Annotated in this window: 20 protein-coding genes, 1 tRNA gene and 1 riboswitch; of the genes, 12 read left to right on the top strand and 9 right to left on the bottom strand. The window is 72.6% G+C overall.

Features of this window, described 5'->3' with window-relative positions; all coding sequences use genetic code 11:
- Nucleotides 1-208 precede the first annotated feature (208 nt).
- Nucleotides 209-461: riboswitch (cobalamin riboswitch) on the top strand.
- A gap of 149 nt (nt 462-610) precedes the next feature.
- The 3 genes from metE to IQ251_RS16305 all read left to right on the top strand — a co-directional run bounded on the left by metE (nt 611) and on the right by IQ251_RS16305 (nt 4,208).
- Nucleotides 611-2,899, top strand: coding sequence for a 5-methyltetrahydropteroyltriglutamate--homocysteine S-methyltransferase (metE, locus tag IQ251_RS16315; RefSeq protein WP_193929457.1), 2,289 nt, complete (start codon nt 611-613; stop codon nt 2,897-2,899).
- Nucleotides 2,900-3,117: 218 nt separating this feature from the next.
- Nucleotides 3,118-3,681: a GNAT family N-acetyltransferase gene (locus tag IQ251_RS16310; RefSeq protein ID WP_370591447.1), complete on the top strand. Its 564-nt coding sequence runs from the start codon at nt 3,118-3,120 to the stop codon at nt 3,679-3,681.
- A gap of 128 nt (nt 3,682-3,809) precedes the next feature.
- Nucleotides 3,810-4,208: a DUF2267 domain-containing protein gene (locus tag IQ251_RS16305; protein ID WP_193929456.1), complete on the top strand. Its 399-nt coding sequence runs from the start codon at nt 3,810-3,812 to the stop codon at nt 4,206-4,208.
- Between the two features lie 4 nt (nt 4,209-4,212).
- On the opposite strand, the gene IQ251_RS16300 is transcribed toward IQ251_RS16305, so the two are convergent.
- Genes IQ251_RS16300 through IQ251_RS16290 form a run of 3 tightly spaced genes read right to left on the bottom strand, consistent with a single transcriptional unit; the run spans nt 4,213 to nt 7,471 of the window.
- Nucleotides 4,213-4,935, bottom strand: a complete 723-nt coding sequence (locus IQ251_RS16300; RefSeq protein WP_370591446.1) for an SDR family NAD(P)-dependent oxidoreductase — start codon at nt 4,933-4,935, stop codon at nt 4,213-4,215.
- Nucleotides 4,932-6,536, bottom strand: coding sequence for a flavin-containing monooxygenase (locus tag IQ251_RS16295; RefSeq protein WP_193929455.1), 1,605 nt, complete (start codon nt 6,534-6,536; stop codon nt 4,932-4,934). Before IQ251_RS16295 ends, IQ251_RS16300 begins: the two co-directional genes overlap by 4 nt.
- The gene (locus IQ251_RS16290; RefSeq protein ID WP_193929454.1) at nt 6,533-7,471 is read right to left on the bottom strand and encodes an alpha/beta hydrolase; all 939 of its coding nucleotides are present in this window, start codon (nt 7,469-7,471) and stop codon (nt 6,533-6,535) included. The genes IQ251_RS16295 and IQ251_RS16290 overlap by 4 nt, the downstream gene beginning before the upstream one ends.
- Before the next feature lie 89 nt (nt 7,472-7,560).
- Here IQ251_RS16290 and IQ251_RS16285 point away from each other — a divergent pair, with 89 nt between their 5' ends.
- The gene (locus tag IQ251_RS16285) at nt 7,561-8,205 is read left to right on the top strand and encodes a PadR family transcriptional regulator (protein ID WP_193929453.1); all 645 of its coding nucleotides are present in this window, start codon (nt 7,561-7,563) and stop codon (nt 8,203-8,205) included.
- Nucleotides 8,206-8,458: 253 nt separating this feature from the next.
- Nucleotides 8,459-8,734, top strand: coding sequence for a helix-turn-helix domain-containing protein (locus IQ251_RS16280; RefSeq protein ID WP_193929452.1), 276 nt, complete (start codon nt 8,459-8,461; stop codon nt 8,732-8,734).
- Nucleotides 8,735-8,744: 10 nt separating this feature from the next.
- Here IQ251_RS16280 and IQ251_RS16275 read toward each other — a convergent pair whose 3' ends face one another.
- From IQ251_RS16275 to IQ251_RS16265, 3 genes are all read right to left on the bottom strand, one after another.
- Entirely contained in the window at nt 8,745-9,911 is a 1,167-nt protein-coding gene (locus IQ251_RS16275) for a fumarylacetoacetate hydrolase family protein (protein WP_193929451.1), read from the bottom strand.
- Between the two features lie 133 nt (nt 9,912-10,044).
- Nucleotides 10,045-10,935, bottom strand: a complete 891-nt coding sequence (locus IQ251_RS16270; protein WP_193929450.1) for a universal stress protein — start codon at nt 10,933-10,935, stop codon at nt 10,045-10,047.
- A gap of 92 nt (nt 10,936-11,027) precedes the next feature.
- Complete coding sequence (locus IQ251_RS16265; protein WP_370591445.1) at nt 11,028-11,972, bottom strand: sulfite exporter TauE/SafE family protein; 945 nt, start codon at nt 11,970-11,972, stop codon at nt 11,028-11,030.
- A 253-nt stretch (nt 11,973-12,225) separates the two neighbouring features.
- On the opposite strand from IQ251_RS16265, the gene IQ251_RS19825 reads away from it, so the two are divergent.
- The 7 genes from IQ251_RS19825 to IQ251_RS16235 all read left to right on the top strand — a co-directional run bounded on the left by IQ251_RS19825 (nt 12,226) and on the right by IQ251_RS16235 (nt 18,385).
- Entirely contained in the window at nt 12,226-13,068 is an 843-nt protein-coding gene (locus IQ251_RS19825) for an ABC transporter permease (protein ID WP_228047180.1), read from the top strand.
- Complete coding sequence (locus IQ251_RS19820) at nt 13,041-13,736, top strand: ABC transporter ATP-binding protein (protein ID WP_370591444.1); 696 nt, start codon at nt 13,041-13,043, stop codon at nt 13,734-13,736. Before IQ251_RS19825 ends, IQ251_RS19820 begins: the two co-directional genes overlap by 28 nt.
- Nucleotides 13,726-14,736, top strand: a complete 1,011-nt coding sequence (locus tag IQ251_RS16255; RefSeq protein WP_370591443.1) for an ABC transporter substrate-binding protein — start codon at nt 13,726-13,728, stop codon at nt 14,734-14,736. Before IQ251_RS19820 ends, IQ251_RS16255 begins: the two co-directional genes overlap by 11 nt.
- A gap of 37 nt (nt 14,737-14,773) precedes the next feature.
- A complete protein-coding gene (gene ssuE / locus IQ251_RS16250) occupies nt 14,774-15,334 on the top strand; it encodes an NADPH-dependent FMN reductase (protein ID WP_193929449.1) in 561 nt (186 codons plus the stop codon).
- Nucleotides 15,335-15,409: 75 nt separating this feature from the next.
- Nucleotides 15,410-16,579 (top strand): LLM class flavin-dependent oxidoreductase, encoded by a 1,170-nt coding sequence (locus tag IQ251_RS16245; RefSeq protein ID WP_193929448.1) that lies wholly within the window; start codon nt 15,410-15,412, stop codon nt 16,577-16,579.
- Between the two features lie 101 nt (nt 16,580-16,680).
- Nucleotides 16,681-17,307 (top strand): FG-GAP repeat domain-containing protein, encoded by a 627-nt coding sequence (locus IQ251_RS16240; RefSeq protein WP_228047178.1) that lies wholly within the window; start codon nt 16,681-16,683, stop codon nt 17,305-17,307.
- A 79-nt stretch (nt 17,308-17,386) separates the two neighbouring features.
- Entirely contained in the window at nt 17,387-18,385 is a 999-nt protein-coding gene (locus IQ251_RS16235) for a YdcF family protein (RefSeq protein WP_370591442.1), read from the top strand.
- A gap of 20 nt (nt 18,386-18,405) precedes the next feature.
- On the opposite strand, the gene IQ251_RS16230 is transcribed toward IQ251_RS16235, so the two are convergent.
- The 3 genes from IQ251_RS16230 to IQ251_RS16220 form a co-directional block, all read right to left on the bottom strand.
- Nucleotides 18,406-19,527, bottom strand: coding sequence for a carboxylate-amine ligase (locus IQ251_RS16230; protein WP_370591441.1), 1,122 nt, complete (start codon nt 19,525-19,527; stop codon nt 18,406-18,408).
- A 236-nt stretch (nt 19,528-19,763) separates the two neighbouring features.
- Nucleotides 19,764-20,771: a selenide, water dikinase SelD gene (gene selD / locus IQ251_RS16225; protein ID WP_370591440.1), complete on the bottom strand. Its 1,008-nt coding sequence runs from the start codon at nt 20,769-20,771 to the stop codon at nt 19,764-19,766.
- A gap of 46 nt (nt 20,772-20,817) precedes the next feature.
- A tRNA-Sec gene (locus tag IQ251_RS16220) sits at nt 20,818-20,913 on the bottom strand.
- Nucleotides 20,914-20,935: the final 22 nt, after the last annotated feature.

The raw sequence follows: 20,935 nt of genomic DNA, 5'->3' as shown, positions 1-20,935 counted from the left end.
AACCCCTGCGCTCTCCGCTCTGGTCTGGCGGCTCGACCGCGCCGAGGTGGGGCCGGAAGGGCTCTGCGCGCCGGTTGTGTCCGGGATCTCATCAACGTTCGGGCATGCCCGCGAACGCCGAGTTGAGGCGGGGTACGACCGGGTGCCGCGGGCCGCCCGCAGGCCGCCGCGCAGACCGTCAACCCTTGCCAACGCGTCACCGGTGAGTAACGTTCCAGGGGCTGGTGGTTCGGCCGCTCGGTGCTCGGGGAAACCCGTGACCGGGGCGGACGAGGCAAGAGGGAACCCGGTGCGAATCCGGGACTGCCCCGCAGCGGTGAGCGGGAACGAAATCCGTCACCGGTCGATGACGACCGGGTGAGCACTGGGCCCACGGGTCTGGGAAGCGGCGGTGAGTAGGGACCCCGGCACGGCCGGAAGAGCCCGCGAGTCCGAAGACCTGCCACCGGTGCGCGCACCCGGTCGGTGCGCGCTGGTCCGAGGTTCCGAGGGAGGACCTGGCCGGACGAGCCGCCCCGGCGCGCAGTCGTGCGTCCGCCGTGGGTACCCGCTGGCCGCTCCGCCCCTCGACTTCGGCGAACTCTGTTGTCGAGCTCGCGAGGAGAGAGCGTTGACCAGCAAGATCGGTTCAACCGTACTTGGCTACCCCCGGATCGGTCCGAAGCGGGAGCTCAAGCGAGCCCTGGAAAGCTACTGGGCGTCCAAGAGCAGTGCCGACGAACTGCGGGAGGTGGCGCGCCGGCTGCGGACCGACACCTGGAAGCAGCTGCGGGACGCAGGCCTGGATTCGGTTCCCGGCAACACCTTCTCCTACTACGACCAGGTGCTGGACACCGCGGTCACCTTCGGCGCCGTGCCGGACCGGTACCGCAAACTGGGCCTGAACACCCTGGACACCTACTTCGCCATGGCCCGCGGTGTGGAATCCACGCCGCCGCTGGAGATGACGAAGTGGTTCGATACGAACTACCACTACCTCGTTCCGGAAATCGGCCCGGACACGACGTTCTCGATCGCCGACCGCACCCCGGTCGAGTCGTTCCGCGAGGCCGCTGACCTCGGCGTCACGACCCGTCCGGTGCTGGTCGGCCCGCTGACCTTCCTGCTGCTGTCCAAGCCGGCCGAGGGAGCCCCGGAGGGCTTCGAGCCGCTGGACAAGCTCGACGAGTTGGTGGACGTCTACGCCGAGCTGCTGGCCGAGCTGAACAAGGCCGGCGCGGAGTGGGTCCAGCTGGACGAGCCGGCCTTCGCCGCCGACCGTTCCGCCGCGGAGCTGGACGCGCTGAAGAGCGCTTACCAGAAGCTGGGTTCGCTGGCGAAGCGGCCGAAGCTGCTGGTAGCGGGCTACTTCGGTGACCTCGGCGAGGCGCTGGGCGTGCTCGGGGCCTCCCCGGTCGAGGCGCTGTCCGTGGACCTCGTCGCCGGCGGCTCCTCGGTCGACCGCCTGACCAGCACCCAGGGCCTCAAGGACAAGGAACTGGTCGCGGGCCTCGTGGACGGCCGCAACATCTGGCGCACCGACCTGGACAAGGCGCTGGCCACCGCGGCCACCCTGCTCGGCTCGGCGCGTGAGGTCTCCGTGGGGACCTCGTGCTCGCTGCTGCACGTGCCCTACGACGTCGAGGCGGAGACCGCCATCGACCCGCAGGTCAAGTCCTGGCTGGCCTTCGCGGCGCAGAAGGTCGACGAGGTCGTGACCCTGGGCAAGGCGCTGGCCCAGGGGCAGGACGCCGTGTCGAAGGAGCTCGCCGCCGCGCGGGCCGCGGTGGCCGACCGCGCCGGTGCCGAGCGCACGCACAACAGCGCGGTCCGCGACCGCATCGGGGCGTTGAAGCCGCAGGACGCTCGCCGCAGCGAGTACGGGACGCGGAAGAAGGCCCAGGAGGACGCGCTGGGTCTGCCGAAGCTGCCCACCACGACGATCGGCTCGTTCCCGCAGACGACCGACGTCCGCAAGGCCCGCGCCGCGCTGACCAACGGCAGCATCGACCAGGCCACCTACAAGCAGCGGATGCGCGACGAGATCGAGCGGGTCATCCGCCTGCAGGAGGACCTCGGCCTGGACGTGCTGGTGCACGGCGAGCCCGAGCGCAACGACATGGTCCAGTACTTCTCCGAGTACATGGAGGGCTTCGTCAGCACGGCCAACGGGTGGGTGCAGTCCTACGGCTCGCGCTGCGTGCGCCCGCCGATCCTGTTCGGCGACGTGTCCCGGCCCAAGGCCATCACGGTCGACTGGGCCACCTACGCGCAGGGGCTGACCGGCAAGCCGGTCAAGGGCATGCTCACCGGCCCGGTGACCATCCTGTCCTGGTCGTTCGTCCGCGACGACCAACCGATGGCCGACACCGCCAAGCAGGTGGCCATGGCCATCCGCGACGAGGTGCACGACCTGGAGGCAGCGGGCATCGGCGTGGTGCAGGTCGACGAGCCGGCACTGCGCGAGCTGCTCCCGCTGCGCGCGGTGCAGCACAAGGAGTACCTGGAGTGGGCGGTGGAGTCCTTCCGGCTGGCCACGGCCGGGATCGCGGACGCCACGCAGATCCACACCCACCTGTGCTACTCCGAGTTCGGTGACGTGATCAACGCGATCGTCGACCTCGATGCGGACGTCACCAGCATCGAGGCCGCCCGCTCCCGGATGGAGGTCCTCGACGACCTCAACGAGGTGGGCTTCGGCCGCGGCGTCGGGCCGGGTGTCTACGACATCCACTCGCCGCGCGTGCCGGAGGCGGCCGAGATCACCGACCTGCTGCGGGCGGCGCTGGCCGCGGTGCCCGCCGAGCGGCTGTGGGTCAACCCGGACTGCGGGCTCAAGACCCGCGGCTACGCCGAGGTGGAAACCGCGCTGCGCAACATGATCACGGCGACGAAGGAGGTCCGGCCCACCCTGGGCTGACCACCTCGACCGAGGTTCCGTGCCCGGCCGCACCACTCACTCCCGGTGCGGCCGGGCGCGGGCAGCGAGCCGGTGCCTCCGCGGAACGTGGGAACCGCGGGGGCACCGGCTTTCGTCGTGCGCCGGCGCGCCCCGCGGTCCCCGCGCGGTGCCGCCGATGGTCCTGTTGCAGAATCTGCTCAACAGCACACCGCTTGCAACACAGCCGGGAGGCAACTGTGGCCGTGATCGAGGAATGCGCCGTTGGCGAGTACGTGGTGCGGGTCGCCGGACCGGCGGACGCGGACGGCGCGCGGTCGGTCATGTTCGACACCTTCTACCAGGTGATGGGGCACGGTTACGTCGCCGACTGGCACCGCGACGTGATCGACATGCAGGGCGCGTACTTCGACGATCCGCGCCAGGAGCTGTTCGTGGCCGAGCGCGCCGGGGAGATCGTCGGTACCGCCGCCGTGCGCGCGGACGGGCCGAAGAGCCCGCCGCACCCCCCGTGGCTGACCGAGCGCTACCCGTCCGGCAGCACGGCGCAGATCTTCCGCGTGTACGTGCGCCCGGAGCACCGGCGCAACGGGCTGGCCCGCACCCTGGTGGACATGGCCTGCCGGTTCATCGCGCAGGCCCCCGGCTACGAGTCGATCTACCTGCACACCAACACCGCGATCGAGGGCGCGGAACCGTTTTGGCGCGGTATCGGCAAGGAGGTCCACGACGGGCGCACCGATCCGCGGTACAGTCCGGCCGTGCACTTCGAGATCCCGATGCCGGTGACCGCGCACGGTTGACCGGTGCGTGCGCCCTCCAGGTGTACCCGGTGCGCGTGCCGGGTAGGCGGGGCGGGCCGTGCAGGCACCGGCGGAGCGCCGCGCACCGGCTTCGCGGGACGCAGCCGAACGTGGGAGTTGGAGGCGTCATGACCTTCCCGGATTCCCCGGACGCCGAAATGCGGAGCTTCGTCCGCGACGTCCAGGCCCAAGCTGATCTGAAGTCCACGGCGGACGCCGAACGCGCTTGCCGGGCCACGGTTTCCGCGCTGGGCGAGCGGCTCACCGCACGCCAGGCCGAGGAGCTCGGATCCGGCCTGCCGGAGAACCTGGAGCCATCGCTGACCCGGCACTCCGGCAAGGCGCAGCGGTTCGACGCGCACGAGTTCCTGGACAAGGTCAGCGGCGAGATCGGCTCGGTGGACGAGGACGAGGTGGAGACCGAGGTCAAGGCCGTGCTGCACACCATCCGCGAGTGGGCGCCGCGCAGGCAGGTCGAGACGACGATCGCCCAGCTGCCCGGCGACCTCGCGGCGATGTTCCGCTGACGTCTCAGGCGGTCGCCCCGCCGTCCACGACGAAGTCGGCACCGGTGCAGTAGGCGGCGGCGTCGCTGGCCAGGAACGCGACCAGGCCGGCGACCTCGCCGGGCTCCCCGCTGCGGGGGATCGGCAGGTGCGCGAGGTCCAGCGCGGCGGCGTCGATCATCGGCGTGTCCACCGAACCCGGGCACACGCAGTTGACCCGCACGTGCCGGTCCGCGTACTCGCGGGCGGCCGAGCGGCTCGCACCGCGCAGTCCCCACTTCGACGAGGCGTACGGCAGGGCGCCGCCGTGCCCGCGCAGCCCGGAGATCGACGCGACGTTGACGATCGCCCCGCCGGCCGCGGGAAACGCGGGCAGCACCGCGCGCATGCCCAGGATCGGTCCGAGCAGGTTGATGTCCAGCAACCGACGCAGGTCCGGTTCCGCCCAGTCGCCCAGCGACCCCGTGCGGTAGATGCCCGCGTTGTTGACCAGGACGTCGATCCGTCCGTGCGTGGCGAGCACACGCCGCACCACCCGGTCCCAGTCCTGCTCCGCGGCGACGTCCAGCTCGTGGAAGCTCCCGCCCAGCCGGTCGGCGAGGGCGGCGCCCGCCGGATCCTGATCGGTGAGTACCACCTGCGCGCCGAGTTCGCCGAACAGCTCCGCCTCGGCCGCGCCCTGCCCGCGCGCCGCACCGGTGATCAGCGCGACCTTCCCGGTCAGGTCGACCAGCGGCCCGGGGGTCACCGGGCACCCCGCGAGGTGAGCACGAATCCCGGGTACCCCTCGGCGCTGACCTGCTCGCACGCTCGGCGGTAGGCGCCGAAACCGCCCAGGTACGGCATGAACCGGCGCTGCTTGCCCGGCACGTTCGCGCCCGTGTACCAGGAGGCCGCCTGCGGGAACAGGGTCCGCTCGGCGACCTCGTCCACGTGCCGCGTCCAGCGCTGCGCCGCGTCGGCGCGGGCCTCCACCTCGTCGATGCCCTCGTCCAGGCAGTGCCGAACCAGCCCGACCAGCCAGTCGACCTGCTGCTCGGCGGCGGTGACCATGTTCACCAGCACGGACGGACTGCCCGGCCCGGTGAGGTAGAACAGGTTCGGCAGTCCGGGCACGGCGAGGCCGAGGTAGCTCACGGGTCCGCCCGTCCACGCCTCCTGCAGCCGGTCGCCGCGCGGGCCGCGCAGGTCGATCCGCCGCAGCGCGCCGGTCATCGCGTCGAAACCCGTTGCCAGCACGAGCGAATCCAGTTCGTAGTCCCCGGCCGCGGTCCGTACCCCGGTCGGCGTGACCGCCTCCAGCGGTTCGCGGCGCAGGTTGACCAGCCGGACGTGGTCGCGGTTGAAGGTCTCGTAGTAGCCGGAGTCGGTGCAGATGCGCTTGGTCCCGATGGGGTGGTCGTCCGGTACGAGGTCCGCGGCCACCCGCGGATCGCGCACCGTCGCCCGGATCTTGGTCTCGGCGAACTCCCGGGCCAGCGCGTTGACCCGCTCGTCGGTGGTCTGCCGGGGGAACGTCTTGCCGAACAGCACCCCGCCCGCCGACCAGCGCTCCTGGAAGGCGCTGTCCCGTTCCCGCTGGTCGATCGCCAGCGCATCGGCCGGGTAGGCCTCGTGCGGGGTTCCCGCCGGGCTGTAGGCCGAATCGGCGCGGCGCCGCGGGTACATCCGCCGGATCTCGGCGCGTTCCGCGGGACTGAACGGCCGGTTGTCGGCCGGGACGCTGTAGTTGGCGGTGCGCTGGAACACGGTGAGTTCGGCGGCCTGCTCGGCGATGAGCGGGATCGACTGGATCCCGCTGGACCCGGTGCCGATCACCCCCACCCGCTCGCCGCGGAACGAGACCTCCTCCGCGGGCCACCGAGCGGTGAGCAGCGTCCGCCCGGCGAAACCGTCGAGGCCGGGCAGATCCGGAACCGACGGTATGGACAGGCTTCCCGTTGCGCACAACAGGAATCGCGGGCGGTACTCCCGGTCGCCGTCGGTGCGCACCGACCAGCGCACCCCGTCGAAGGACGCAGCCAGCACCGTGGTGCCGAACTCGAAGCGGCGGCGCAGGTCGTAGCGGTCGGCGACGTGTTCCAGGTAGGCCAGGATCTCCGGCTGGGTCGCGTAGCGCTCGCTCCACTCCCACTCGTCCTGCAGCTGCGGGTCGAAGGAGTACGAGTAGTCGATGCTCTCCACATCGCAGCGCGCACCCGGGTAGCGGTTCCAGTACCAGGTCCCGCCGACGCCGCGCCCGGACTCGACACCGGTCGCCGACAGGCCGGCCCGGGTCGCGGCGTGCATCGCGCGCAACCCGGAGAAACCCGCGCCGATGATGAGGATGTCGGTGTCGGCGCCGGTCATGCGACCACCTCCGCGGTTCGCCGGTCGAACAGATCGCGCACATCGGCGGCCAGCAGCTCGCGCGCGCAGGAGGCGGCGTCCAAGCCCTCGACGGTGGCGAAACCGTGGAACAGGTCCGGGTGGTGCCGGTGCACCAGCGGGACACCGGCGGCGCGCAAGGTCGCGGCGTAGGCGCGGCCTTCGTCGCTGAGCGGATCGAGCCCGGCGGTGACCACGACCGCCGGCGGCAATCCGGTGTGCTGCGCGGCGCGCATCGGCGCCACCGCGCACTGCGGTTCGGGCGGTGCGGCGGTGCCGAGGTACTGGTGCCAGTACCAGCGCAGGGCGGCTCGGGTGGTGAAGTGGCCGGTGGCGTAGCGGTGCTGGCTGGCGGTGTCGCAGTTCGGGTCGATCATCGGGTAGAGCAGCACCTGGCCGGCCGGACGCGGACCGGAACGCTCGCGGGCCAACAGGCAGCTCACCGCCGCGAGGTTGCCGCCCGCGCTATCCCCGGCCACCGCGATCCGGTCGGCGTCGATGCCCGCGCATTCTTCCGCCGTCCACCGCAGCGCCCGGTAGGCGTCCTCGGCGGCGGCCGGGGCGGGATGCTCGGGAGCGCGCCGGTAGCCGACCGAGACCACGACGACCGAGCAGGTCCGGCACAGCCAGCGGCAGAAGGCGTCGTGCGAATCCAGATCGCAGAGCACGAATCCGCCGCCGTGGCAGAAGACCACCGCCGGTGCGCCCGGTTCGCCGTGCGGTCGGTACACCCGCAGCAGCGGTCCGTCGTCCGGTGTGGACAGCTGATGCTCGGTCACCTCGTGCACCGGTTCGGGGGCTCGGTCGGCGCGCCGCGCGGACACCGCTTCCCGCGCTTGCTGCGGAGTCATCTCGTGCACCGGGGGAAAGCCCCGGTCCAACACCTCCAGGAACCGGGCGATCTCGTCGTCGAACATCGCGCCTCCAATGGGGATCCGTTGGCATACAGGTGAATTCCGGAATCCGGTGCTCCGGCGGTGCGGTGCTTCGGGGGTATCGTGCGCGCATGGCCGACGATGAGAACCCCGCGCCGCTGCCGGACCTGCGGACGACGAGCTGGGCCGTGCTCGGACTGCTGTCCTTCGGCGAGGAGCTGTCCGGGTACGACCTCAAGAAGTGGGCGGACTGGAGCCTGCGCTTCTTCTACTGGGCCCCGTCCTACAGCCAGATCTACACCGAGCTGCGCCGGCTTGAGGTGCACGGGTACGCGACATCGCGGGTCGTGGAGCGCGACGAGGTCCGGGGCAAGCGGCTGTACTCCATCACGGCGGAAGGCGAGAAGGCCGCGGCGGCGTGGGCGGGCGAATCCCCGGTGGAACCGGCGGTGCTCAAGCACGGCGTGATGCTGCGGATGTGGCTGGGTCACCTCGGTGATCCGGCCGAACTGCGGGCGATGCTCCTGGAGCACCGCGGGCACGCCGAGGAGTTGCGCGCGGCGGCCGGTGCCGATGCCGAGGGCGCGTCCCGCGAACCCGGTTGGGCCTACCCGGAAATGGTGCTGCGCTGGTCGGAGCGGTACTACGAGCAGGAGCGCGACCGGATCGACGGCATGCTGGCCGATCTCGACCGGGTGGCGGCCAAGCGCGGCAGCGCGCGGCGCCGGGCGCGGGCCGCGCGGCGGAGTCCGGGGGATCTGCGACGCAGGGGCTGACGCGGTCCGTGGCGAGCGGGGTCGTGCGGTCGGTGTCCGGTGCACTCGCCGGCCTCCCGGGTGCGGGGACGGTCGCGTCGCTGCGGCCGTCCGGGTGCGCATATGCCTAGCAGGCATAGTCCAGGTAACCCGAGATGAACGTCGGTGTCAACGAATTACCCGCTGTGCAGTCCTTTTTCCGGACACCGAGCAAGTGCTAGGTTTTCAGAGAAGGCATTGTCCGCTCGGGGGAGCGAACCGGGAGGCAGGTGTCATGACTGCGGCGAACGGACTGCGCGCCGGCGGGACCCGCCGACCGCCTTCGGTGGTCGAGCGGATGACGCTGATCCTGGACGTCTTCCCGGGGCGGACGAGCTGGTTGACGCTGGCCGAGGTCACCCGCGACTCGGGCCTGCCGCGCTCCACAGTGTTCCGGATCCTCGTCCAGCTCGTCGAGCTGGACTGGATCGAGCACGGAGCACCCGGCTACCGGCTGGGCACTCGCGCGCACGGCCTGAGCACCGGAACCGCCGTCGGCGCGGCGGGCTGACCGGTTCCGGTCAGAGCAGCCCGCGCGCGGCGAGGTTGTGCATCAGGTCCCGGATGCCGAACGACCAGTCGGGCGCGTCCTCCGCGCTGGTGACTTCGTTGACCAGGCAGCCCAGCTCGGGCGCCGAGATGGCCACCACGTCCCCGCGGTGGTGGGTGAAGCCCTGCCCCGGCGCGTCCCGGTCCTCGGTCGGGGCGAACATGGTGCCGGTCAGCAGCGCGAACCCGTCCGGGTAGGCGTGGTGGCGTCCGTGCACGTGGCCGAGCAGTTCGCGCGGATGCCTGCTGATCTCGCCGACCCGGCTGACCGCCTCCAGCTGGAACCCGTCGGTGCCGGTGATGCGCAACCGCACTTCGGCGCCGGCGGCCTCGTCCAGGCCGAACCGCTCGTCGAACAGCCGCAGGAACGGCCCGAGGGCGCAGGAGGCGTTGTTGTCCTTGGCCTCGGTCAGCAGCAGCGCGCTGCGGCCCTCGAAGTCGCGCAGGTTGACGTCGTTGGCCAGCGAGGCGCCCACCGGTCGTCCCCGGGAGTCGGCCACCACCACCAGCTCCGGTTCCGGGTTGTTCCACGCTGAACGGGCCAGCACGCCGATCTGCGCACCCGTGCCCACCGCGGACAACACCGGTGCCTTGGTGAAGACCTCCGGGTCGGGGCCGATGCCGACTTCCAGGTACTGCGACCACATCCCGCGTTCGAGAAGCGCCTGCTTGACCTGCTCGGCCTGCTCCGAGCCGGGGCGCACACCGGAGAGGCTGCCGCCGAGCAGGTCGGCGAGTTCGGCCCGCAGTCGTTCGGCCTGCCGCGGGTCGCCGGCGGCGCGCTCCTCCACCACGCGTTCCAGCATCGACCGGGCGAAGGTCACCCCCGCCGCCTTGAGCACCTGCAGGTCCACCGGGGCCAGCAGCCGCGGCGCGGACCGGTCGCCGCGCAGCGTGCCGCCGAGCAGGTCGGCTAGCGGCCAGCTCCGCGACGTCCGTGCGCAGCCGGCGAGTTCGGCGGCGTCGCCGCGTTCCAGCAGATCGCTGACGGTGGGGCAGATCGGTGTCAGGTCGACGACGTGGTCCTCGCGCACCGCACCCACGCACGGGCCGCCCGCGCCCGGATCGTGCACCCGGGCGATCAGCGTCGCCTCGCCGGTGCGCGGCAGCACGTCGTCGGTGTACGCGGTGAGTTCCACTTCGCCTCCCGGGAAGCCGCCGCCTCCGCACGTTCTTACCAAGGCGGTGATCCGCGGTCAACAGCGCGGTTTTCGGGAACGAAGCAGCGCGAAAGACGTGCTGCGGCACGGGATTCGCAGTGCAGGGCGCGGTTCAGCGCACCACGGCGACCGGAACGGGCGCGTAGTGCACGACGGCGTGGCTGACCGAGCCGAGCAGCGTCGTGCGCAGCGGACCGCGTCCCCGGGTGCCCACCACGAGCAGATCGGCGCCCTCGGCGGCGTCGATGAGCGCCTCGGCGGGGCGCCCGGCGGTGGTCACGTCGTGCCGGGCCGAGACGTCCGGATAGCGCTCGGCCCAGCCGGCCACCGCCTCGGACAGCGCCCGGCGGGAGGCTTCGGCGTCGTCGGCGTCCACCGTCCAGCCGCGATCGGGCGGCAGCGCATCGGGCGGATGCTCGGTGTAGGCCAGCAGCGCGGTGAGCTCGGCGCCGTGCCGGAAGGCGTAGTCGTAGGCGAAACCGGTCGCACGGCTGCTGGTGGGCGAGCCGTCCACGCCGACCACGATCCGGTCGGCGCGCGGCGCGTCCCGCTCGGCCGGTTCCCCGCGCACCACGACGACCGGCACGTGCGCCGTGCGGACCACCTCGGCGGCCGTGGAACCGAGCAGGACGCGGCGCAACCGGCTGAGCTCCGGGGCGCCCAGCACGAGCACGCTGGCGTCCACGGCGGCATCGATGAGCACCGAAGCCGGGTGTCCGAGGTGCGTGCTGGTGCTGACGTCGAGCCCCGGCAGCGTCCGCCTGCATTGCTCGGCCATCCCGACCACCGCCTGCTCGGCGGCCGCGCGGACGGGCTCGTAGGCGAACTCCTCGGTGGGCAGGTGCACCCGGGTGAGTTCTTCCAGCGGCATGCTGAACGCGTGCACCAGCAGCAGCGGCTGCCCGCGGGTGAGCGCTTCGTCCGCCGCCCACCAGACAGCGCGGCGGGACTCCTCGGTCCCGTCGAAGCCGGCCACCACGGTTTCCGTCCGCAAGGCGCACATCGGGCGTCCCCCTCGGTTGCTCGAACAGACCGCCTCCGGCCGCGAGTATGCGGCCGGAGGCGGTCTGCGGCAGGGGCGCCGGGCGGCCGGCGTCAGGCGCCCGCGGGTTCGTGCGCGTCCGCGGGCTCGGCGTCCTCGTCCGGGGCCGCGCGGCGCTCGGCGATCGATGTGCGCACCGCCCACACCACGGCCGCCACCCAGCCGGCGGCCAGCACCCCGGAGGTCGCGAGGCGGGCCGGTCCGGGAACGCCGACGGCGTCCAGCACCGCCTGCAGGTTGGTCAGCACGATCAGCCCGCCTGCCCCGGTGCCGATCACTCGCGCGGGCAGGATCCGGACCAGGTAGGCGGCCAGCGGCGCCGCCAGCACGCCGCCGATGAGCAGGCCGCCGACGACCGTCGCGGACAGCGCCTCGCCGCCGAGGGCGTAGAGGAAGCCGACGCTGGCGCCCAGCGAGACCGGGAGCTCGCTGGTGTCCACCGAACCGACCGTGCGGCGCGGGGAGAGCCGACCGCTGCTGAGCAAGGTCGTGGTCGAGACCGGGCCCCAACCGCCACCACCGGTGGCGTCCACGAACCCGGCGGTCAGCCCCAGCGGCAGCAGCCAGCGGCGCCCGGACTTGGTGATGCCGCGCGGGCGGACCGGGGTGGTCCAGAGCGTGAAGCGCAGCAGGACGTACAGGCCGAGCGCGATGAGCAGCGTGGACATCACGGGTTCGGCCGCATCGGTGGACAGCCAGGCCAGGAAGGTCGCGCCGAGGAACCCGCCGATGGTCCCGGGGACGGCCAGCCAGCGCACCACGGGCCAGTCGACGTTGCCCATCCGCCAGTGCGAGATGCCGGAGGCGGTGGCGGTGCCGATCTCGGCGAGGTGCACCGAGGCGGAGGCGACGGCGGGCGCGGTGCCGACCGCCAGCAACCCGGTGGTGGCGGTCACCCCGAACGCCATGCCCAGGGAACCGTCGACGAGCTGCGCGACGAATCCGGCGATTGCTACGAGGATCAACGTGACCATCGGGTGGTTCTTCTTCCTGCGCATCGTGGGTGCCGGCCGACCCGGCTTTCCGACAAAGTCGATAGAGACGGTACAGATTTGCGGGCGTCGGTCAACGACGTTCCAGTGCGTAGGACGGGGGTGGATCGGGGGTTGCGCGGCCGTCGCCGAATCGGATGTGCGCTGCGCACGAACGTGTGTTCCTAGTGCGTGAGAGATGGTGTTCGTGCGGCGGGATGAAACTGTACTGTCCCGATCGACTTTGTTTTCAAAGCGCCTCGTAGGAGGTGGCGATCCCATGTCCCTGTCCGTTGCCCCCGACGCGCCCGCCGCCGAGCGGCCCCGCGCGCCGGGGTCGGAGGTCCGCGCGGGCCGGCGATGGCGCCCCCGCAACCTGCGCCGCTGGATCAGCCCGGTGGTGATCCTGGTGGTCTGGCAGCTGGCCAGCGGGACCGGCGTCCTGCCGCCGGACAAGCTGGCCGCCCCGGACGTGATCCTGCGTTCGGCCTGGGAGCTGGCGCTGACCGGCGAGCTCGGCTCGCACCTGGGCGTCTCGCTCAGCCGCGTGCTCGCCGGGCTGGCCATCGGCGTGCTCATCGGGATCGGCGCTGGGCTGTGTGCCGGGCTCGGCCGGTGGGGCGACGACCTGCTGGACCCACCGCTGCAGATGCTGCGCACGCTGCCGCACCTCGGGCTGGTCCCGCTGTTCATCCTCTGGTTCGGCATCGGCGAGGCGCCCAAGATCGCGCTGGTCGCGATGGGCGTCGTGTTCCCGCTGTACCTCAACGTGCACGGCGCGATCCGCGGGGTCGACCCGAAGCTGCTGGAAGCCTCCCGCGTGCTCGGGTTCACCCGGACCGAGCGGATCCGACACGTGGTGCTGCCCAGCGCGCTGCCCGGCACGCTCATCGGCTTGCGCCAAGGGCTCGGCATCGCCTGGCTGTCGCTGATCATCAGCGAGCAGGTCAACACCGAGAACGGCATCGGATACATGATCAACAACGCGCGGGAGTTCCTGCGCACCGACATCATCGTCGTCGGCCTACTGATCTACGCGGCCCTGGGCCTGATCACCGACGCGCTGGTGCGGCGGCTGGAGAGGAGGGCGCTGCGGTGGCGGCCCGAGACGCGAACCCGGTGAACGTCCGCGGTCTGGTCAAGCGCTTCCACGGGCGCGCGGTCCTGGACGGGCTCGACCTGTCCGTCGGGGCGGGCGAGTTCGTGGCGCTGCTGGGCCGCAGCGGATCCGGCAAATCAACGCTGCTGCGCGTACTGGCCGGGCTGGACACCGACGTCGACGGTGCCGTCGAGGTGCCCGAGGCGGTGTCCGTGGCCTTCCAGGAACCGCGGCTGCTGCCCTGGCGCACGGTCGGCGACAACATCCGGCTCGGGCTCAACCGGCCGAACCGCGACGAGATCGCCCGCAGCGCCCTGGCGGAGGTCGGCCTCGGCGGGCACATCGACTCCTGGCCGCTGACCCTGTCCGGCGGGGAAGCCCAGCGGGTCTCGCTGGCCCGGGCCCTGGTGCGCGAACCCGATCTGCTGCTGCTGGACGAACCCTTCGGCGCCCTGGACGCGTTGACCCGGCTGTCCATGCACGATCTCGTCGGAACCCTGTGGCGCGAACACGGACCGACCGTGCTGCTGGTGACGCACGACGTGGACGAAGCCCTCGCGTTGGCCGATCGCACCCTGGTGCTGGAAGGCGGGCGCATCGCGGCCGAGCACCACCGCCCGGCGGGCGGGGCCACCGCGGACCTGCGCGCCCAGGTGCTCTCCGACCTGGGGGTGAGCACCGGTGCTGCGTGACAACGTCCCGCGCATCGCCGCAGCGCTGGTCGGTGCCCTCGCGCTGACCGCGTGCGGCGAGGTCACCACCGGTCCCACCCGCGCGCCGGTGCCGCCGCCGGTGCCGGCCGAGCAGCTCTCCGACGTGGTGCTGCAGGTCGGCGACCAGAAGGGCAACCAGCGGTCCATGCTGGCCGCGGCGGGCTTGCTGGACACCCCGTACGAGATCGAGTGGTCGACGTTCACCTCCGGGCCGCCGCTGGTGGAAGCCGTGTCCGCGGGCGCGGTCGACGTCGGTGGCGTGGGCAACACGCCGCCGCTGTTCGGTGCCGCGGCGAGCGCGAAGATCAAGGCCGTCTCGGCCAGCGAGCAGAACTCGGCCACCGATGCGCTGCTGGTGCCCGCCGGATCACCGCTGCGCTCGGTGCAAGACCTGCGCGGCAAGACGGTCGCCCTGGCCAAGGGCAGCTCGGCGCACGGCAACGTGCTCAACATGCTGTCTCGGGCCGGGCTCGAACCGGACGACGTCGACCTGTCGTTCATGCAGCCCGCCGAGGCGTTCTCCGCGTTCACCCAGGGCCAGGTGGACGCCTGGGCGGTCTGGGACCCCTACACCGCCCAGGCCGAACTGGAGGCCGACGTGCGGGTGCTCGCCGACGGGCGGGGCACCGCCAACGGCTACGAGTTCACCGTGGCCGCGGTGGAATCGCTCGGCGACCCGCGCAAGAACGCCGCCATCGCCGACTTCGTCGCCCGCATCGCCCGCGCCGAACAGCACAACACGGCCAACCCGGAGGAGCGGGCCCGCGAGTGGGCGGCGGACACCGGTCTGCCGATCGAGGTCACCCGGCGGGCGGCCGAACGCAGGCACCGGTTGCCCGTGCCGATGGACGGGGAACTCGTCCGCTCGCAGCAGCAGCTCGCCCGAGCGTTCCTCGATGCGCGGGTGCTGCCGACCCGGTTCCGCTTCGAGGACTACGTCGACCGCCGCTACGAGCAGCAGTTGTCGGCGATCGGCTGAACCACCGCCGTTCGCCCGAGAGAACAGGAGCGCTGAAGTGTCCGACGTGCTGGTCATCTCCGGAAGTCCCTCTCGCACCTCCAAGACCGAACGGGTCGGTGCCGAACTGACCCGCCGCATCACCGAATCCGGCCGCGCGGCCGAGCAGCTCAGGCTGCGCGCGTTGCCCGCCGAGCCCCTGCTGGGCGCGGATACCGACGATCCGGAGGTCGCCGCGGCCGTGCAGCAGGTGGCCGCGGCCGACGGCATCGTGCTGGCTACTCCGGTGTACAAGGCGGCGTACTCCGGGTTGCTCAAGACGTTCCTGGACCTGCTCCCGCAGTTCGGGTTCGGCGGCAAGGCCGTGCTCCCGCTGGCCACCGGTGGCAGCACCGCGCACGTGCTGGCCCTCGACTACGGGTTGCGGCCGGTGGTGCACTCGCTCGGTGCCCGGCATGTCGTGCAGAGCTTCTTCCTGCTGGACAAGCACCTCACGATCACCGCCGACCGGGTCGAGATCAGCGCGGAGAGCGCGGTCCCGCTGCAGGACGTGCTCGCCCAGTTCGACAAGGCACTGGACGGCGTCCCGCACGACGCGGTGCTCGGCCGCACGGCGTGAGCCCCGGCGGCCGCGCCTGCCGCACCTCCCGACCGCAGCGCGCAGCCGCCTTCCGACACCTGGAAAGGAAGCACCATGTCCCTGCAATTCCACTGGTTCCTGCCCACCTACGGCGACAGCCGCTACCTCGTCGGCGGTGGGCACGGGCTGCCCACCACCGCTGCGGGCGGGCAGCGACCCGCAACCCTGGGCTACCTGGGCCAGATCGCCCGCAGCGCCGAGCAGCTCGGCTTCGTCGGCGCGCTCACCCCCACCGGCGCGTGGTGCGAGGACGCCTGGCTGTCCACGGCGATGCTGACCGAGGTGACCGAGCGGTTGAAGTTCCTGGTGGCGTTCCGCCCGGGACTGCTGTCGCCGACCCTGGCCGCCCAGATGGCGGCGACCTTCCAGCGGCATTCCGGCAAGCGGCTGCTGCTCAACGTGGTCACCGGCGGGGAGAGCCGGGAACAGCAGGCGTACGGGGATTTCCTGGACAAGGAGCAGCGCTACGCGCGCTGCGACGAGTTCCTCGACGTCGTGCGCCGGCTGTGGACCGGGGAGCGGGTCGACCACGACGGCGCGCACATCACGGTCAGCGGTGCGGAACTGCAGCGCACCCCCGATCCGGTCCCGCCGGTGTACTTCGGCGGTTCCTCGGCCGCGGCGGGGCGGGTCGCGGCCCAGCACGTGGACGTCTATCTGACCTGGGGCGAGCCGCCGCAGCAGGTCGCGGAGAAGGTGCGCTGGATCCGGGGACTGGCCGCCGAGCAGGGGCGGGAGATCCGGTTCGGCATCCGGTTGCACGTGATCAGCCGGGACACCGCGCAGCAGGCGTGGGCCGAAGCGCAGCGGCTGCTGGACGCGCTGGACCCCGCGCTCATCGAGCAGGTGCAGGAAGGGTTGGGGCGCAGCGAATCCGAGGGCCAGCGGCGGATGCTCGGCCTGCACGGTGGATCCACCGCGGACCTGGAGGTCTCGCCGAACCTGTGGGCCGGCGTCGGTCTGGTCCGCGGTGGTGCGGGCACCGCGCTGGTCGGCAGCCACGCCGAAGTCGCCGAGCGCATCCAGGAGTACCACGCGGTGGGCATCGAGGAGTTCGTGCTGTCCGGGCACCCGCACCTGGAGGAGGCGTACTGGTTCGGCGAGGGCGTCCTGCCGCTGCTGGAGAAGAAGGGCCTGTGGCGGCATCCGGCGGCGGGCGAGGTGGAAGTCCCGCATGCGGGCAGCATCCCGTTCGCCGGTCAGGAGCCGGTCGCCGCGTCCTGACCGCACGTGTCCGGCGCTCCGGGCAACCGGTGCCGGGTCCGGTACGTCTTCCAGGGGGAAGCCCGCCCGGGACGCACCGGGCCCGAACCACCGGAGGAGACATGGAGCGGACCGGAATCGTCGGACTCACCGCGGCCGCGCTGGCGCTGGCCACCGCGGCACCCGCTGCGGCCCAGCAGCCCGCGGTGCACGCCGACCTGGACGGCGACGGTCGGCCGGACGCGGTGAGCCTGGTGCAGGTCTCGGAGTCCACGATGCTGCTGCGGGCCGGGATGGCCGAGGAGGTGCTGGACGTCGAGGTGCCCGGCAACGCGCGCGGAACGCCACCGGTGCCGGTGGACGTGAACGGCGACGGCCGCGCCGAGGTGCTCGTGCCGGAGTCGGTGGGCGCCAACACGATCACCCGCACCGCGTGGGCCCACTCGCCCGAGCACGGGCTGGTCCCGCTGCGCGGGGCCGATGACGAGCTGTGGCGCCTCCCGGAAGGCGGGGGAGCGGGGGCCGTGTCCACCTACGGCTGCACCGGCCGCGGCGCCGGCGCGGTGCTCGACGCCGTGTCCGCCGCGCGCAACGAGCAGGGCACCTTCGACGGCGGCCTCCGGACCTACCGGGTCGCGGCCGGAGCGGTGCACCTCCTGCGCGAGGTCCCGATCCGCGGTGCGGACCGCGAGGACGAGGTCTTCGGCCGGGATCCCGCGGAGTGCGCGCCGGCCCCGAACCAGTCCTAGTCCTGAGTGGACAGTGCTCGCGCGGTGCCCGAGAGGTGGCCCGCACGGGGCGCCGCGGCGATCGGCTAGCCTGCGCGGCGTGTCCCTGTTCGTGATCATCGCGGGTTTCTTCGCGCTCTGCTTCCTGGTCAGCTTCGCCCTCGAACGCCGGTTGCTGCGCAACGGCGTGTTCCTGGCGCTGACCATCGGGTTCGGCGTGCTCGCGCTGCTCGTCGAGGTGCGCGCCGAATCGGCACTGCTGGGCGGGCTCCTGCTGGTGCTGCTGATCGTGCCGATCCCGCTGCTGTGCGCGGGGCTGGCGGTGTTCCTGGTGGTGAACGGGATCACCATGCTCCGCCGCGAGGGCAAGCGGTTGAGCAACCTGCTGTCCCTGCTGGCCGGGATGGGCATGTTCGGTTACGTCGCCTTCGTCTACGTGGCGATCGCGGCGGGCTCGGTCGGGATGGTCGTGCTGGCGCTGTCGCTGGGTCTGGTGCTCGGCTACATCTCGTTCCTGTTCACCTGCTTCGTCGGGTACGCGCTCGTCTACGACCGGATCCCCGCCCGCCGCAACGTGGACTTCATCGTGGTGCTGGGGTCCGGACTGCTCGGTTCGACCGTTCCGCCCCTGCTGGCCAGCCGGCTCGACCTCGCCCGGCGGTTGCGGGAATCCGGTGGCCGCGGCGCGGACATCCTCGTCTCCGGCGGCCGCGGACCGGGCGAGGACGTCGCCGAATCCCGCGCGATGGCCGACTACCTGATCGACGTCGGCGTGCCCGAGCAGCACATCGTGCTGGAGGACGCCTCGACGAGCACGCGGGAGAACCTGCGGTACAGCAAGGAGATCATGCAGCGGACCAAGCCGGGGTCGCGCTGCCTGATCGTCACCAACAGCTTCCACGCGTTCCGCGCCGCGATGCTGGCCCGGGCCGAACGCGTCGACGGGCACGTGATCGGTTCGCACACCGCGGGCTACTACTGGCCCAGCGCGGTGATCCGCGAGTTCCTGGCGGTCTTCCGGGACAACGTGGTGGTCAACACCCTGCTCTGCACCGGCCTGGCCGCCCTGCCGCCCGCAGTTCTCGTGGTCCTGGGTTAGCGGTCCCGACCCGGGAGCGGTCAGCTGGGCAGACCGTCGCGGGTCTGTTCGGCCAGCAGGTGCAACACATCGGCCATCCGGCCGCGCCGGGCGAACATCGCGCGCTGCCGGTCGGCGCCGGTCCCGCGGCGCAGCACCGCTTCCAGCAGGGCCAGTGCGGTCGAGGCGTCGCCCGAGTGCTCCAGTGCGGGCAGCGCGGCGGCGACCGTCTCGTCCAGCAGCCGGCGTGCCGGGACCAGCTCGCCGGTGGCCGGGTGCAGCCCGCTGCCGCGCAACCCGTCCCGGGCCGCCCGCCACAGCGCGGCGCGCAGCACCTGGTCCGGGAGCTCGGGCGCGGGCTGGCCGGTCGCTACCCGGCCCAGCGCGCCATCGGCGAGCCCGCGCACGAGCAGGGCGGTCAGCAGCGCCTCCTGCGGAGTGCCCGCGGTATCGGCGACCCGCACCTCCAGCGTCGACAGCCGGTGCGACGGCCGGGCGCACCAGTACACCATCCCGGTATCCAGCGCGGCGCCGCTGTTGAGCAGCACCTGCACCGCGCGCTCGTAGGACCGCACGCTGCCGTGCCGCGGTGGCGGCCCCGCCGACGGCAGCCGGGACCAGACGACGTGCCGCCAGCTGGCGTGCCCGGTGTCCCTGCCCCGGCAGAACGGCGAATTCGCGGTCAGCGCCAGCAGGGCGGGCAGGTGCGGGCGCAGCTGGTCGGAGACCGCGACCGCGGTGGCCAGGTCCGGCATGCCCACGTGCACGTGGCATCCGGCGGCGGTGTGCGCGTGCAGCAGCCGGCCGAAACGGGTCGCGATCGCCTGGTAGCGCGGTTTCGTGCTCACCGGCACCGGTGCGGGCACCCCCAGCGGCGCGAAACCGGTCGCCGCCAACCGCAGTCCGTGCCGCTCGGCCGAGCCGCCCAGCGCGCGGCGGGCCGATGCGATCTCGGCGCCGGCGTCCTCGGCGCCCCGGCAGACCGGGGTCGCCGCCTCGACCTGGAAGCGGGTGCACTCCTGGGTCAGCGTGCCGCGCCCGCGGCCGGCACCGGCCAGCACCTCCACCGCCCGGTCGGCCGGAGCGCACGTTTCCGGATCGAGCAGCAGGAACTCCTCCTCGATCCCGAAGGTGGGCGGCCGCCGGCCGTCATGCCGCTGCACGGCCGGACGTCCCGTCGATGCCGGGTCGGGCTCGGTCCGCGGCGGACCGGACCGGCTGCCGCTCGGCGGCATGCTCGCGGCGGTGCTCCGGCCGCGGCGTGGCGACGGCGCCGGGTTGCGGATCCACGGACCCATCCTCGCGGGGGCCCGTCCCGCCCGCACGGGCGTGCCCGGCGGCCGTACCGGCGCAAGGCCCCGAAGGTGTGCTGCGCAGGTGCGACTCGTCACGCCAGGGCTCAGCGCAGGGTGATCGTCGGCGCTGCGGGATCGGGCCGCTCGAATACGTGCCCGATGACCGGTGCGCCGGGGACCTCGCCGACCACCAGCAGGCCACCGGAGGTCTGCGCGTCGGCCAGCAGCAGCACGTCCTCCTCCGCGGCCCCGCCCGCGTCCAGGTGCGGCCGGACCCAGTCCAGGTTGCGCCGGGTCCCGCCGCTGACGTGGTCCTCCCGCACGGCCTGCCGCGCCCCGTCCAGGTACGGGACCGCGGACGGATCCAGCACCGCCGCGGTCCCCGAGGCGCGCATCATCTTATGCAGGTGGCCCAGCAGGCCGAACCCGGTCACGTCGGTCGCGCAGCGGGCCCCCGCGGCCACCGCGGCGCGCGCGGCGTCCCGGTTGAGCGCGGTCATCGCCGCCACCGCCTGCTCGAACCGCTCGCCGGTGCGCTTGTGCCGGGTGTTGAGCACCCCGATGCCGAGCGGTTTGGTCAGCGACAGAGGGAGTCCCGGGCGCGCGGTGTCGTTGCGCAGCATCCGCTCCGGATCGACCAGTCCGGTCACGGCCAGCCCGTACTTGGGTTCCGCATCGTCGACGCTGTGCCCGCCGCCGATGTGGCAGCCCGCGACCGCGGCGATCTCGGCGCCGCCGCGCAGCACCTCGGTGGCGAGTTCGAACGGCAGTACCCCCCGCGGCCAGGCCAGCAGGTTCAGCGCGACCACCGGCTCGCCGCCCATCGCGTACACATCGGACAGTGCGTTGGCCGCCGCGATCGCGCCCCATTCCCGGGCGTCGTCGACGACCGGCGTGAAGAAGTCGGTCGTGCTGACGAATGCGCCCGCCCCGGTGCGCACCACCGCCGCGTCGTCTCCGCCGACCGGACCGACGAGCAGTTCCGCGGCGCTCCCGTCGGTGCCCGCAGCGGGCAGACCGGCGACGATGTCCTCCAGCTCGTCCGGCGGGATCTTGCACGCGCACCCGCCGCCGCGCGCATACTCGGTCAATCGAACCGTCATGCGCCGCATTCAAGCACCGGACCCGCGCGGACGGCATCCGCGCAGCGGGTGGAAGTGGCGGAGACGGACGGGAATCGAACCCGCCGCACCGAGGTACTCGGCGCCATCGGCTTTGAAGGCCGTGGGGGCCACCAGGCACCCTGACGTCTCCCTGCCCCGCTTCGCGCCCCACC

The sequence above is a fragment of the Saccharopolyspora montiporae genome (genome assembly GCF_015209505.1).
Taxonomy (GTDB): Bacteria; Actinomycetota; Actinomycetes; order Mycobacteriales; family Pseudonocardiaceae; genus Saccharopolyspora; species Saccharopolyspora montiporae.
Note: the sequence above shows the minus strand (reverse complement) of the source record. Positions and strands in the feature narration are given on the sequence as shown.